The organism is Pseudomonas floridensis, from assembly GCF_002087235.1.
GTDB lineage: Bacteria > Pseudomonadota > Gammaproteobacteria > Pseudomonadales > Pseudomonadaceae > Aquipseudomonas > Aquipseudomonas floridensis.
Genome location: NZ_MUIO01000036.1, coordinates 23115 through 35162 on the forward strand (window position 1 = coordinate 23115; position 12048 = coordinate 35162).

Genomic DNA, 12048 nt, shown 5'->3' on the forward strand with positions numbered 1-12048 from the left:
ATAATTAAACCGTTGGCGCGTCATCCCCCCAAGTGACGAGCCAGTAAAGGCGCCAATGGACAGCGTGCCTTTGTTTTACTCCTAATGGTCTTAACCCGGCTTCACCCCCCCAGAATCCGGGTTTTTTTTGTCTGCGATTCAGGGTTCGTCGGCTCAGCGTGACAGGTGCGCGAGCGGAAACAGCCGGGCAAAGTTCTCAGTGGTCTGCTCGGCGAAGCGCTCGTACGACTCGCCTCTCAACATGGCCAGAAACTCGGCAACCTCGCGTACGTATTGCGGCAGGTTCGGCTTGCCTCGATAGGGGATCGGTGCCAGATAAGGAGAATCGGTCTCGACCAGCAACCGGTCGGCAGGCACCTGCCGGGCCACGTCACGCAAGGCATCGGCATTGCGGAATGTCACGATGCCGGAGAGCGAGATGTAGAAGCCCAGGTCAAGCGCCGCCCTGGCCATGTCCCAATCCTCGGTGAAACAGTGCAGCACGCCCGCCTGCGGCAAGGCAGCTTCACGCAGCAGATCGAGGGTATCGGCGCGTGCGCCACGGGTATGCACGATGACCGGCTTGCCGGTGGTGGCCGCAGCCTGAAGGTGCAGGCGGAACGATGCCTGCTGCAATTCAGCAGCTTCCGGCTCGTAGTGATAATCCAGGCCGGTTTCACCAATCGCCACCACCCGGGGATGATTGAGTTCGGCCAGCAGCCAGTCCAGCGCAGGCGCCTCGCCCGGCTTGAGATCGAGCGGATGAATGCCGACCGAGCAATCGACGTCGTCGTAGCGCTCGGCCAGCGCTTTCACCGCACCGGCGTTGTCAGCGCTGACACCGATGCACAGAAAATGCCCGACTCCCCTGCCCCGCGCCGCCTGGAGGGCTGCATCAAGGGAGCCATCGTGCTGGGTCAGATCAAGTCGGTCGAGGTGACAATGGGAATCTACAAGCATGGGCACGCGCACAACTACATCGTATGAGTGGGACGGTCGGACTTCAAAGCGCCGACCAGGTAGGTTTCGATCAGATTGCGGGCGGTATTGTCGCCGTCATTGAATTGCACGCCGACACCGGCGGTTCGATTGCCTTGCGCGCCTTTGGGGGTGATCCAGGCGACGCGGCCGGTTACCGGAACCTTTTCGGCCTCGTCCATCAGGTTGAGCAGCATGAACACCTCGTCGCCCAGCTTGTAGCTTTTGCTGGTCGGAATGAACAGACCGCCATTCCTGATGAACGGCATGTAGGCGGCGTACAGAACGGCCTTGTCCTTGATGGTCAGGGACAGAATGCCGTTACGCGGACCTGGGTTAAGCGGCAAGCTCATGACAATACCTCAACGGTTGATGACCCGGAGTCTACGCCTGTCCGGGCAGGCCTGCCCACTGCACCAGCAACGCTTCGAGCAACAGCACACGATTGAGGTTGGCCTTGGACATGACCTTCTGTCGTTGCGCCAGCACCCAATCCTGTATCTCCAGCACTTTGCCGCGTGGCGATTTCTGGGCAAGGTATTGCACCACCTTGCGCATGTCGCTCAGTCCGAGACCTTCTTCATCCTCAGTCAGTTGATAACGAAGGATCAGGTACGACCAATCGCAGAACCAGTCGAACAGCAACAACAGTGGAATATCTTTCCAGCCTTCTGCCAATTGAGTCGGCGACTGCTGTTGCTTGAGCAGTTTCTTGACGCCGTCCACCACCAGGGCGCGCTGTTCACGCACGCCCTGGGCATGAAGCGTGACGGCGGCCAGCGGCGAGCCAGCCGCCAGCGTCAGCAGTTCGAGGCGCTCCTGCTCCGGGCAATCAGGCAATGCGTTGCTCAGCCAGGCCAGGCTTGTCCGCTCGTCAGGCAGCGGACAGGCCTGCTGCACGCAACGGCTCTTGACCGTCGGCAACAAGCGACTGGGTTGGTGGCTGACCAGCAGCAGCACGGTGTTACCGGAAGGTTCTTCGAGACTTTTCAGCAGCGCGTTCGCGGCATTGATGTTCATGGCCTCGACCGGCTCGATGAGCACCACCTTGCGCCCGCCCATCTGCGCAGTCTGCACCACGAAACTGACCAGATCGCGGACCTGATCGACCTTGATCGGCTTATCGGCCTCTTCCGGCTCCAGCACGTAATTGTCCGGATGGCTGCCAGCCGCCAGCAAAAGACAGGACTTGCAGGTTCCGCAGGCCTCAAGCCCGCCGTCGAGCCGCTGGCACAGCAGACTGGCCATCAGCCGTTCAGCGAGCGCCCGCTTACCGATGCCGGCCGGACCGTGCAGCAGGTAAGCGTGCGCATGCTGGGCGCGCCCGGCCATTTGCTGCCAGAGCGCCTGCTGCCATGGGTAGGCCTCAGCCACGTCGCAGCTCCAGCAGTTGCGGGAGCAAGGCGTCCAGTGAGAGCTGAACCTGCGCCAGAGTCTGCGCCGCGTCCACCAGCCGGTAGCGCAAAGGCTCGGCGGCAGCTCGAGCCAGATAGGTGCTGCGCACCGCTTCGAAAAAGGCACGGCCTTCCTGCTCGAAGCGATCGAGCCTGCCGCGTGCCGCAGCGCGCGACAGACCGACTTCGACCGGCAAATCGAAGACCAGCGTCAGATCAGGCCGCAAGTCACCCTGAACGAACCGCTCAAGCGTCGCGATGCGCTCGACCGACAGGCCACGGCCACCGCCTTGGTAAGCGTACGTGGCGTCCGTGAAACGGTCGCAGAGCACCACCTCACCACGCGCCAGTGCCGGACGGATCACCTCGGCCAGGTGTTGCGCACGAGCGGCGAACACCAGCAGCAACTCGGTATCGGCGCACATCGACTCGTCACTGGGCGCCAGCAACAGCTCGCGAATGCGCTCGGCCAACGGCGTACCGCCGGGCTCACGGGTCAGCAGCACCGGCACACCCTGAGCGCGCAATTTCGCCGCCAGGTATTCACGATTGGTGCTTTTCCCGGCGCCTTCCGGGCCTTCGAGGGTGATGAACAGGCCAGTCACAGGCAATCCTTAGTCATATTCATTGCGAGTCAGGCTCGCTTTGCGAGGTATCCGGAACAGCGCCGGGCACCGGCTCCGAAGGGGTTGAATCGGGCTCGGGCGCGGCCGTCGGAGCGGGCGCAGGGAGCGGCGCAGGGCTTGATCGATAATCTGCGCGCCGCTTGATCTGATATTCACGAACCGCCGCGTTATGAGCGTCCAGATCATTGGAAAACACGTGACTGCCGTCGCCCTTGGCCACGAAGTACAGGCTGTCGCCTGCTACCGGATTGAGCGCGGCATGAATGGCTTCGCGCCCGACCAGCGAGATAGGCGTCGGCGGCAGGCCGGTGATCACGTAGGTGTTATAGGGCGTGGCCTCCTTCAGATTGGCGCGGGTCAGCTTGCCGTTATAGCGTTCGCCCATGCCATAGATCACGGTCGGATCGGTCTGCAACAGCATGCCCAGCTTCAGGCGGCGCACGAACACGCCGGCGATCTGGCCACGCTCCTGAGGCACACCGGTTTCCTTCTCGACCAGCGAGGCCATGATCAGGGCCTGATAGGGATCGGCATACGGCGCATCCGCCGCTCTCGCGACCCACTCCTCTTCCAGAACCTCTTCCAGGCGACTGTAGGCCTGCTTGAGTATTTCGGCGTCACTCATGCCGCGCACGTAGCGATAGGTGTCGGGAAAGAATCGCCCCTCGGGAAACACATCCGGGTGGCCGATCTTCGCCATCAACTCGGTATCACTCAGGCCCGCCAGCGTCTGATCGAGTTTGGCCTGCCTGGACAGTGCGGCGCGAACCTGCCGGAAATTCCAGCCTTCGACCAGCGTAAGACTGTATTGCACCACTTCCTTGCGCTTCCAGACGCCAAACAGTGCCTCGACGTCCATGCCCGGCGTCATGCGGTACTCACCGCTGTGCAGCGGCTGGCCGGCAAGATTGAAGCGCCAGTAGAGGCGCAGCCAGAACGCATCCTTGATGACGCCATCGGCCTGTAGACGATTGAGTACGCCAGTCGGCGTCGAACCGGCAGGCACGTCCAGCAATTGCTCTTGAACCACCTCGAGTGGCTGGTGCAACGCCTGATACTGCTGCCAGTACGCGAAGCCCAACGCCAAGCCTGCCAGGACGATAGCGGTTTCCAGCAACACCAATATTTTTCGGATCACGAATCAGATATCCAGAAGGGCGCGAGCAATGCCTTGCAGTTTACGGGTGAGCGGCCCAACCGGCCAGCCGAGGTGTTCAAAGCGACGAACCGGCCAGATGCCATAGACGCTGTTGCAAAGAAACACTTCGTCAGCCTGCTCCAGGTCAGACGCGTGCACATCACGGATTTCGACCGTGATGCCCAGCATTCGTGCCTGATCCAGCAACTCGGCGCGCATCACGCCCGCCACGCCACAACGACTCAGATCGGCGGTCAGCAGTCGCCCCTGAATAACGAAAAACAGATTGCTGTACACGCCCTCGATCAGACGACCGGAGGTATCGCAGACCAGACCTTCGGCATGCTCACCGTCCTGCCACTCCGAACGTGCCAGCACTTGTTCCAGACGATTCATGTGCTTGAGACCGGCCAGCAGCGGCTGCTCGGCCAAACGGGTCTTGCAGGGAAACAGGCGAACACCCTGCTCGGCATGCGCCGTCGGGTAAAAGGGCGAAGGGCCGCCCTGCAGGATCCGCCGGGAATGGGTGTCCGGCGCCGGACCGTAACCGCGCTGACTGTCGCCGCGGGTCAGGATCAGCTTCATCACACCCTCGCCGAGCTGGGCGGCGAAGCGAGTCATTTCCGTACGGACCAGCGCGACATCGACCGGGATCGCCAAGCGCTGGCAACCGGTTTCAAGACGCTGCAGGTGACGCTCGAACAACAACGGCCGCCCTGCCCTGACCGCGACGGTTTCAAACACCCCGTCGCCGTACGCCAGGCCTCTGTCCTTCAGGGACACAGCGTCGGCCAGGCAGCCGTCGATCCAGCTGATCATTACTCCGTAAACCGGCGGAACACCAGCGAGCCATTGGTGCCGCCAAACCCGAAGGAGTTCGACAATACGACATCGATCGGCATGCGGCGGGCTTCGTGAGGCACGAAATCCAGATCACAGCCTTCGCTCGGCTCATCCAGGTTGATGGTTGGCGGAGCGGCCTGATCGACCAGCGCCAGTACGCTGAAGATGGCTTCGACGGCACCGGCCGCACCCAACAGGTGGCCAGTCATCGACTTGGTGGAGCTGACCGCGAGCTTGTAGGCGTGGTCGCCGAACACCGACTTGATCGCCGAAGCTTCGGCCAGATCGCCAGCCGGCGTCGATGTGCCGTGCGCATTGATGTACTGCACCTGCTCGGGATTGACCTTGGCGTCACGCAACGCGTTGACGATGCAACGCGCAGCACCGGCACCGTCATCCGGTGGCGAAGTCATGTGATACGCATCACCGCTCATGCCAAAACCGACCAGCTCTGCATAGATCGTCGCGCCACGCGCCTTGGCATGTTCGAGCTCCTCGAGCACCATGGCACCGGCGCCGTCGGACAGAACGAAACCGTCACGCCCCTTGTCCCACGGACGACTGGCACGGGTCGGATCGTCATTGCGGGTCGACAGCGCCCGCGCCGCACCGAAGCCACCCAGACCGAGGCCACAGGCCGCCATTTCGGCGCCACCGGCGATCATCACGTCGGCTTCGTCGTAGGCAATATTGCGCGCCGCCATGCCAATGCAATGGGTTGCCGTGGTACAGGCGGTCGCGATGGCGTAGTTGGGTCCCTGTGCACCCAGATGGATGGACAGGAAACCGGAAATCATGTTGATGATCGAGCCTGGCACGAAGAACGGAGAAATCCGCCCCGGGCCCTGCTCGTGCAGCAGACGACTGCTGTTTTCAATGTTGGTCAGGCCACCGATACCCGAACCCATGGCCACGCCGATGCGCTCGCGGTTTGCGTCAGTGACTTCAAGACCTGCGTTGCGCACAGCCTGAAAGCTGGCTGCAAGGCCGTATTGAATGAAGAGATCGAGCCGGCGCGCTTCTTTGGGCGCCAGGTATTCTTCGACGTTGAATCCCTTGACCGAGCCGCCGAAGCGGGTGGTGAAGGCCGACAGATCCGTATGCTCGATAAGGCCAATGCCACTGCGGCCCGCCAGAATGCCTTGCCAACTGCTGGGCACATCATTACCCAGTGGCGAAAGCATGCCCATCCCGGTGACCACGACGCGTCTACGCGACACAGGACTCTCCTTCTCTCTCGTTAACGGAACATCACAACGTTTTTTAAAGAAAAAACCGCACGCCGGTTAAAGCAGTGCGGTTTTCCCGTGACAGCAAGCAGCGATTACAAATCTTAAGCCTGGTGGCTGTTGACGTAATCGATAGCAGCTTGAACGGTAGTGATCTTTTCCGCTTCTTCGTCAGGGATTTCGGTCTCGAATTCCTCTTCCAGAGCCATTACCAGCTCAACGGTGTCCAGGGAGTCAGCGCCCAGGTCTTCAACGAAAGAAGCAGTGTTGACAACCTCTTCTTCCTTGACGCCAAGTTGCTCGGCAACGATTTTCTTGACGCGCTCTTCGATGGTGCTCATACCTAGTTTTAACTCCTAGTGGAAATATTCAGGCATCTGGCCAGAGGGTAAGTGTATAGAAGAGGTTTTACGTATTTCAAGCATAACGCTCTTCCCCTCACCCAATCGCCCGTTTGCCCATTAATAGATTGCAGCTTTATAACGGATTTTAGACAGCTCGTATGACATTTTTTTGAAACAGTTCGTCACATCAGCTCATGTACATGCCGCCGTTGACAGGGATTGTCGCCCCGGTCACGTAGCCTGCGCCTTCGGACGCAAGGAAGGAAACCACATTGGCGATTTCCTGCGCCTGCCCCAGACGGCCCAGAGGAATCTGGGTCAGCAGGGACTCGCGCTGCGCTTCCGGCAACTCACGCGTCATGTCGGTATCGATGAAACCTGGCGCTACCGAATTCACGGTCACTGCACGCGAACCCACTTCACGGGCCAGAGCACGGCTGAAACCTTCCAGCCCGGCTTTTGCGGAAGCATAGTTTACTTGACCGGCGTTGCCCATGGCACCCACAACCGAACCAATGCTGATGATACGACCCCAGCGCGCCTTGGTCATACCGCGCAACACGCCTTTGGAAAGGCGGAACAGGCTGTTCAGGTTGGTGTTGACGACGTCATACCATTCGTCATCTTTCATGCGCATCATCAGATTGTCACGTGTGATACCGGCGTTGTTGACCAGGATCAACGGTGCACCGACACGCTCCTGAATGGTCGACAGTACCGAATCCACGGATTCGGCGCTGCACACGTCCAGCATCAGGCCGAAACCTTCGATGCCGGCTTCCTTGAACGCAGCGCTGATACGCTCGGCGCCGGACTCGGATGTCGCTGTTCCGACGACAACCGCACCATTGCGTCCCAGTTCCAGAGCGATGGCTTGACCAATACCGCGACTGGCACCAGTCACCAGTGCAACTTTACCTTGCAGGCTCATGCAGGCTTCTCCTAATCAGACCAGTGCCGCACGGGCGGCGGCAAAGGCATCTGGGGTATCCAGGTTGTAAGTAGTCACGCCATCGGCGCAACGCTTGTTCAGACCAGCCAACACTTTGCCCGGCCCGCACTCCACCAGTTGGGTGGCACCACGGCTCGCCAGGCACTGGATGGACTCCACCCAGCGCACCGGCTTATACAACTGCTCCAGCAAATCACGCTTGAGCGTCGCCAGATCACTGACGGCGCTGGCGCTGACGTTCTGCACCAGAGCGATTTCCGGAGCCTGCCATTCGATGGCTTCGATGGACTCGGCGAAGCGCTCGGCAGCCGGACGCATCAATTCACAGTGCGAAGGCACGCTCACCGGCAGCGGCAATGCACGCTTGGCGCCACGCGCTTTGCACAGCTCCATCGCCCGCTTGACCGCCTCGGCGGAACCGGCAATGACCACCTGGCCGGGCGAGTTGAAATTCACCGCACTCACCACCTCGCCCTGCGCCGCTTCGGCACAGGCCGCCATAACATCGGCGTCGTCCAGACCCAGAATCGCAGCCATGCCACCCTGACCGGCCGGAACAGCCTCCTGCATTAGTTGACCACGGCGCTCGACGAGCTTGACTGCGTCGGACAGGCTCAGGCTCTGGGCGGCAACCAGTGCACTGTACTCACCCAGACTGTGACCGGCCACGAACGCAGGAATCGCGCCACCCTCAGCCAGCCAGACGTGCCACAGCGCGACCGATGCGGTCAAAATCGCAGGCTGGGTCTTGTCGGTCTGATTGAGCAGCTCGGCAGGGCCGCTCTGAGTCAGCGCCCAGAGGTCATAGCTCAGCGCTTCGGACGCTTGTTCAAAAGTATCAAGGATCAGCGGATGCTGTACGGACTGCTCGGCAAGCATGCCCAGCGATTGCGATCCTTGACCCGGAAATACGAATGCGAGGGATGCAGACATTTAACAAGCCTCTGAATGATTGGAGCTGAAAATAGGTACTCGGCCGGGCCGAGCACAGGTATCCAAATTTACATGACTGCCCGTTTGGATGACTGAGCAGTCTAATGCGTCACATTTTCACGTCCGGCCGTGTTGAAACATCGCCTCGATCCGCCCACGAAGGCGTTCCGGCTGGTTTTGTGCAACCTCGATCAGCGCACGCTGTATCGCACTCTGAAAACCCTCGACGCTCGCCGAACCATGACTTTTCACTACGATGCCCTGCAGGCCCAGCAAACTGGCGCCATTATGACGAGCAGGGGCAAGATCGGCCTGCAGGCGCTTCAACAGCGGCAACGCCAAGGCACCCACGGCGCGAGTCAGAAGATTGCGACCGAACAGCATTTCGACCCGGGCAGCGATCATCGATGCCAGGCCTTCACTGGATTTGAGCAGCACATTGCCGACAAAACCGTCGCACACCACCACATCGGCCTCACCGCGATACAGCCCATCGCCTTCGACGTAGCCGATGTAATTGAGACCCGGCGCTGCCTGCAACAAGCCAGCGGCAAGCTTGACCTGCTGATTGCCCTTGATGTCCTCGGTGCCGATATTCAGCAACGCAACCTTTGGTCTGGTCACACCCAGCGTTTCGGCCATCACCGCCCCCATGACCGCGAACTGATACAGCGTATCGGCACTGCAATCGACGTTGGCGCCCAGGTCCAGCAACTGACAATAGCCCGTACGCGTCGGAATGGCTGCGATCATCGCCGGACGGTCAATGCCGGGCAACGTTTTGAGCACGAATCGAGAAAGAGCCATCAGCGCCCCGGTGTTTCCTGCGCTGACACAGGCTTGAGCCTTTCCGTCCGCAACCAACTCCAGTGCGACACGCATCGACGAGCCAGGCTTGCTGCGCAAGGCCTGGGACGGACGCTCATCCATTGCGATGACCTCGTCGGCCTGTACGATCTGCAGGCGCGAGCGATCCACACCACGATGGCGGGCAATGAGTTCTTCAATAAGGGAGGCTTGGCCGACGAGGGCCAGATGAAGCGAGGGCGTAGCAGTCAGGCACGCGAGGCTTGCCCGAACAATGTTGCGGGGACCGAAGTCCCCGCCCATTGCGTCGATCGCAATGATCGGAGCGGACAAGAAATTACTCGTCAGCGCCCTTGTCGATCACTTTACGGCCACGGTATACGCCTTCTGGCGATACGTGGTGACGCAGGTGAACTTCACCAGTGGTCTTTTCTACCGACAGAGTGCTTGCCTCAAGAGCGTCGTGCGAACGACGCATGTCACGGGCAGAGCGGGATTTTTTGTTCTGCTGAACAGCCATAATTGATTAACTCCTAAACGTTTGGGTCACGCTTTAACTGCGCCAATACACTGAACGGGTTGGACCGTGTCACCTCGTCCACGCTCGGTTCGGGCTCATCGAGACCCGCCGGTTGCTGGCATTCTTCCGGATGATGAGCAGGCACGATTGGCAAGGCGAGCAAGAGCTCCTCCTCGATCAATGCCAGCAGATCCAATGGATCTTCGCCCAGTTCCAGCACGTCATAACCTTTCGGTAACGACTGGGTATTCGCACCCTCCTTCACCACAGCGTAACTGCACTCGCTGTGGATCGGCAGGGTGACCAGCTCAAGACAACGCTGGCAAACCATCTTGACCGAGACGTCTATCGCACTGTGGATAACCACGGAACGGCGTTCGTCACGCTCGAAAACGAATTTGGCCTGCACCGTACCGACATTGTCGGCAAGCGGGTCGCAGAGTCTCTCCAAATCGGCCAGCAGCACTTCACCCTGAAGGGTAGTGCCGCGATCAGCCAATTTGCGCGGGTCAACGTGAGGTGGAATCGGGTCATTCAACATAGGCGCAGCATTCTAGGGATGCCCCCTTGGCATGTCAAAGGAAATTCAGGCCTGTTCGCAACTAGCGCCTCTCATTAGAATCGGCGCTCAGCCCATGGAGAACCGCATGCCTTCCCTGCTCTTAGCTTCCAGCTCATCTTACCGACGCGAACTGCTTGCCCGACTGCGCCTGCCCTTCACTTGCAAATCGCCCGATATCGACGAAAGCCGACGCCCCGACGAAACGGCCCTGGACCTCGTGAAACGCCTCGCGCAGGAAAAAGCCCAGGCACTGGCTGGCGAATATTCAGACCATCTGATCATAGGCTCGGACCAGGTAGCGGTACTTGACGACCGGATGCTGGGCAAACCTCACACCTTCGAGCGCGCTCTGGAGCAGCTGTCAGCCGCCAGCGGCAATCGCGTCACCTTCCTGACCGGCCTGGCCCTGCTCAACACCCAGACCGGTCACTGCCAGGTGGACTGCGTGCCCTTCACCGTCCACATGCGCGAATTCGACACGCCGACCCTTGAGCGCTACCTGCGCGCCGAACAGCCCTTCGACTGCGCCGGCAGCTTCAAGGCCGAAGGACTGGGCGTGAGTCTTTTTCGCAGCACCGAGGGCAGCGACGCAACCAGCCTGATCGGCCTGCCACTGATTCGCCTGGTGGACATGCTAATAAAGGAAGGCATCTCGATCCCCTGATCAGACTTGAAGCCGAGCCTGAAACAAAAGAGCCCGACCATCGGCCAGGCGCTTATAAGCGCAACTTGACGATCAGCGTAGCGTCGGGCCGTTGAAACCGGCCAGCATCGCGAGCCGCTCGGCGATGCTGGTGCCCAGCTTCTTGGAGAAACGATCGAAAGGCGACTCTTCGACGGTGTAGTCGACGATATCCTTCTCACCGATGACTTCACGCGCCACATAGTCAGCACTGCCCAGGCCATCCACCAGCCCCAGCGGAACCGCCTGCTCGCCGGTCCAGACCAGACCGGAGAACAACTCCGGATGATCCTTGTCCTTCAGGCGATCACCGCGCCCCTGCTTGACGCTGGCGATAAACTGACGATGTGTCGTGTCGAGCACACCTTGCCAGAACTGCGTTTCATCGGCTTTCTGCGGCTGGAACGGATCAAGAAAGGCCTTGTGCTCGCCGGACGTGTAGGTACGCCGATCCACACCCAGTTTTTCCATCACCCCGACAAAACCGAAACCGGCCGCCGTAACACCAATGGAACCGACCAGACTCGCCTTGTCGGCATAGATCTGGTCGGCCGCGCTGGCGATGTAGTACGCACCGGACGCCCCCAGGTCACTGATCACCGCATAGACCTTGATGTCTGGCTTCTGCGCACGCAGGCGACGAATCTCGTCATATACATAGCCGGACTGCACCGGGCTGCCACCCGGACTGTTGATGTTCAGGATCACACCTTTGGTCTTGGCATCCTCGAATGCCGCACGCAGGCCGGAGATGATGTTGTCGGCGCTGGCAGACTCCTTGTCGGCGATCATGCCCTGCACATCAACGACTGCCGTATGACTGGCCCTGCGAGAGGCACCACCACTCAGATCAAGCATCGGGACGATCAGCACCGTAAACAGCACTGCAAAAGTCAGCAGCTTGAAAAAGATTCCCCAGCGACGCGCACGGCGCTGCTCCTGCACGCTGGCCAGCAAAGTTTTTTCCAGCAACTTCCAGCTCTTGGCCTCTTCCCTGCCAGCAACAGCCTCATCCGCCCTCTGGGAGGCAGGCACTTTCCATTCGTCAGACATGCTCAACT

The 12048-nt window shown here is 60.2% G+C and carries 15 protein-coding genes; 1 reads left to right on the top strand and 14 read right to left on the bottom strand.

Features of this window, described 5'->3' with window-relative positions:
* Positions 1-153: 153 nt before the first annotated feature.
* The 13 genes from BZK31_RS11000 to BZK31_RS11060 all read right to left on the bottom strand — a co-directional run bounded on the left by BZK31_RS11000 (position 154) and on the right by BZK31_RS11060 (position 10284).
* A complete protein-coding gene (locus BZK31_RS11000; protein ID WP_083182715.1) occupies positions 154-939 on the bottom strand; it encodes a TatD family hydrolase in 786 nt (261 codons plus the stop codon).
* Between the two features lie 14 nt (positions 940-953).
* Positions 954-1310 carry a PilZ domain-containing protein gene (locus tag BZK31_RS11005; protein WP_083182682.1) on the bottom strand — a complete coding sequence of 119 codons (357 nt, stop codon included), beginning with the start codon at positions 1308-1310 and terminating at the stop codon, positions 954-956.
* Positions 1311-1341: 31 nt separating this feature from the next.
* Positions 1342-2331, bottom strand: coding sequence for a DNA polymerase III subunit delta' (locus BZK31_RS11010; protein ID WP_083182683.1), 990 nt, complete (start codon positions 2329-2331; stop codon positions 1342-1344).
* Positions 2324-2956, bottom strand: coding sequence for a dTMP kinase (tmk, locus tag BZK31_RS11015; RefSeq protein ID WP_083182684.1), 633 nt, complete (start codon positions 2954-2956; stop codon positions 2324-2326). The genes BZK31_RS11010 and tmk overlap by 8 nt, the downstream gene beginning before the upstream one ends.
* Positions 2957-2975: 19 nt before the next feature.
* Positions 2976-4115 carry an endolytic transglycosylase MltG gene (gene mltG, locus BZK31_RS11020; RefSeq protein ID WP_083182685.1) on the bottom strand — a complete coding sequence of 380 codons (1140 nt, stop codon included), beginning with the start codon at positions 4113-4115 and terminating at the stop codon, positions 2976-2978.
* A gap of 3 nt (positions 4116-4118) precedes the next feature.
* On the bottom strand, positions 4119-4934 hold the full coding sequence (gene pabC, locus BZK31_RS11025) for an aminodeoxychorismate lyase (RefSeq protein ID WP_083182686.1): 816 nt from the start codon (positions 4932-4934) through the stop codon (positions 4119-4121).
* Positions 4934-6178: a beta-ketoacyl-ACP synthase II gene (fabF, locus tag BZK31_RS11030; RefSeq protein WP_083182687.1), complete on the bottom strand. Its 1245-nt coding sequence runs from the start codon at positions 6176-6178 to the stop codon at positions 4934-4936. Before fabF ends, pabC begins: the two co-directional genes overlap by 1 nt.
* A 113-nt stretch (positions 6179-6291) precedes the next feature.
* Positions 6292-6528 (bottom strand): acyl carrier protein, encoded by a 237-nt coding sequence (acpP, locus tag BZK31_RS11035; protein WP_004884578.1) that lies wholly within the window; start codon positions 6526-6528, stop codon positions 6292-6294.
* Positions 6529-6718: 190 nt separating this feature from the next.
* The gene (fabG, locus tag BZK31_RS11040; RefSeq protein ID WP_083182688.1) at positions 6719-7462 is read right to left on the bottom strand and encodes a 3-oxoacyl-ACP reductase FabG; all 744 of its coding nucleotides are present in this window, start codon (positions 7460-7462) and stop codon (positions 6719-6721) included.
* Positions 7463-7477: 15 nt separating this feature from the next.
* Positions 7478-8416, bottom strand: coding sequence for an ACP S-malonyltransferase (fabD, locus tag BZK31_RS11045; RefSeq protein ID WP_083182689.1), 939 nt, complete (start codon positions 8414-8416; stop codon positions 7478-7480).
* A 117-nt stretch (positions 8417-8533) separates the two neighbouring features.
* On the bottom strand, positions 8534-9556 hold the full coding sequence (gene plsX, locus BZK31_RS11050; protein ID WP_083182690.1) for a phosphate acyltransferase PlsX: 1023 nt from the start codon (positions 9554-9556) through the stop codon (positions 8534-8536).
* A gap of 4 nt (positions 9557-9560) precedes the next feature.
* Positions 9561-9743 carry a 50S ribosomal protein L32 gene (rpmF, locus tag BZK31_RS11055; protein WP_003179396.1) on the bottom strand — a complete coding sequence of 61 codons (183 nt, stop codon included), beginning with the start codon at positions 9741-9743 and terminating at the stop codon, positions 9561-9563.
* A 13-nt stretch (positions 9744-9756) separates the two neighbouring features.
* On the bottom strand, positions 9757-10284 hold the full coding sequence (locus BZK31_RS11060) for a YceD family protein (protein WP_083182691.1): 528 nt from the start codon (positions 10282-10284) through the stop codon (positions 9757-9759).
* A 106-nt stretch (positions 10285-10390) separates the two neighbouring features.
* Here BZK31_RS11060 and BZK31_RS11065 point away from each other — a divergent pair, with 106 nt between their 5' ends.
* The gene (locus tag BZK31_RS11065; protein ID WP_167377925.1) at positions 10391-10969 is read left to right on the top strand and encodes a Maf family protein; all 579 of its coding nucleotides are present in this window, start codon (positions 10391-10393) and stop codon (positions 10967-10969) included.
* A 72-nt stretch (positions 10970-11041) separates the two neighbouring features.
* Here the strand turns inward: BZK31_RS11065 and sppA are convergent, their stop codons facing one another.
* Entirely contained in the window at positions 11042-12040 is a 999-nt protein-coding gene (gene sppA / locus BZK31_RS11070) for a signal peptide peptidase SppA (RefSeq protein WP_083182693.1), read from the bottom strand.
* Between the last annotated feature and the right edge of the window lie 8 nt (positions 12041-12048).

Coding starts and splice junctions, on each gene's coding strand:
- BZK31_RS11000 (WP_083182715.1), bottom strand. CDS start 939: ATGCTTGTAGATTCCCATTGTCACCTCGACCGACTTGATCTGACCCAG.
- BZK31_RS11005 (WP_083182682.1), bottom strand. CDS start 1,310: ATGAGCTTGCCGCTTAACCCAGGTCCGCGTAACGGCATTCTGTCCCTG.
- pabC (WP_083182686.1), bottom strand. CDS start 4,934: ATGATCAGCTGGATCGACGGCTGCCTGGCCGACGCTGTGTCCCTGAAG.
- acpP (WP_004884578.1), bottom strand. CDS start 6,528: ATGAGCACCATCGAAGAGCGCGTCAAGAAAATCGTTGCCGAGCAACTT.
- fabG (WP_083182688.1), bottom strand. CDS start 7,462: ATGAGCCTGCAAGGTAAAGTTGCACTGGTGACTGGTGCCAGTCGCGGT.
- fabD (WP_083182689.1), bottom strand. CDS start 8,416: ATGTCTGCATCCCTCGCATTCGTATTTCCGGGTCAAGGATCGCAATCG.
- rpmF (WP_003179396.1), bottom strand. CDS start 9,743: ATGGCTGTTCAGCAGAACAAAAAATCCCGCTCTGCCCGTGACATGCGT.
- BZK31_RS11060 (WP_083182691.1), bottom strand. CDS start 10,284: ATGTTGAATGACCCGATTCCACCTCACGTTGACCCGCGCAAATTGGCT.
- BZK31_RS11065 (WP_167377925.1), top strand. CDS start 10,391: ATGCCTTCCCTGCTCTTAGCTTCCAGCTCATCTTACCGACGCGAACTG.
- sppA (WP_083182693.1), bottom strand. CDS start 12,040: ATGTCTGACGAATGGAAAGTGCCTGCCTCCCAGAGGGCGGATGAGGCT.